Origin of the sequence: Eubacterium ramulus ATCC 29099, from assembly GCF_000469345.1 — a bacterium.
GTDB classification, from domain to species: domain Bacteria; phylum Bacillota; class Clostridia; order Lachnospirales; family Lachnospiraceae; genus Eubacterium_I; species Eubacterium_I ramulus.
Map to the genome: position 1 here is coordinate 23,799 of NZ_KI271115.1, position 990 is coordinate 24,788.

Below are 990 nucleotides of genomic sequence, written 5' to 3' on the forward strand. Positions count from 1 at the left end.
TCAAGGGCGAGCCGCCGAAAACGGCGGTGCGCTGCACCCTTGACGGCCCACTCCCGGCTGTACTAAAAAACAGGCGGCGACGGGGGATATATACCACCAGAGCCTCTGCGCGAGGGCGGGGCCCTCGGGACAAAGTGTCTCGAAGTTGTTACTTGTCAAGTTCCTGCTTTTTCGGGGCTTTTGCCTGCTCCGGCGGCTGTTTTTCTTTCCAGTCATCCAGCAGGGACATAATCTGTTCTTTCATTTTGGCGGGAGTGACCTCCTTGCCAAAATACTTTTCCAGTTCCGCAGTAGAAATAATCACGCCTCGATCCTCCTTTTTCTGTTCTGATAAGATACCGTCAATGACATCGCCGTTAAGCTTACCTTCCTTATCCAGCTCCCGGAGCCGTTTAGCCTGGGCCAGCGAGGGCGAAGCCTGCTCCCCGTCAATGGAAACAGCAATAAGCCTCTGATTTTTCGGTTTGATGTAGGAAAGCTCCACGGCAGGCATGAAGCCCATCTTTTTATCGTCTACCTTATCCAGAAGCTCCGGCACAAGGGAGTTGAGCCGCAAGTAGCGCATGACCTTTTTATAGTTCATTTCATGCGCCTCGCCTACAATCTCAACCGAGCGTTTCCCGACATCGCCTTCCGCAACACCTTTCAGCCGCCCGCCCTGATGCTTGATGTCCTCAACCTCGAGTTCCAGCAGCGCGGCCAATTCGCTAGGGAGCATCCCGTCACGCTGCTTGTTGCTGTCCTTCATGGCCTGAACCGCTTCGTGGTCGGTCATTTCACGGACGATAAAGGGCATTTCATCCAGCCCCGCCAATTCACTGCCGTGGGTACGGCGATGGCCCGCTACAATTTCATAGCCGTTTCCATCTTTCTCCGGGCGGGCAAGACCGGGAACCATTACACCGTTTACGCGGATAGAAGCAACGATTTCCTGCATCTTCGCATCGTCCCGTACCTTAAAGGGGTGCGGACGGAATGTGTGAAACGGAT

The 990-nt window shown here is 54.4% G+C and carries 1 protein-coding gene; it reads right to left on the bottom strand.

All coding sequences use genetic code 11. The annotated features are described in order from the left end of the window. Positions 1–148: 148 nt before the first annotated feature. On the bottom strand, positions 149–990 hold an 842-nt coding region (locus HMPREF0373_RS06645), incomplete at its 5' end, for a ParB/RepB/Spo0J family partition protein (RefSeq protein ID WP_021738895.1).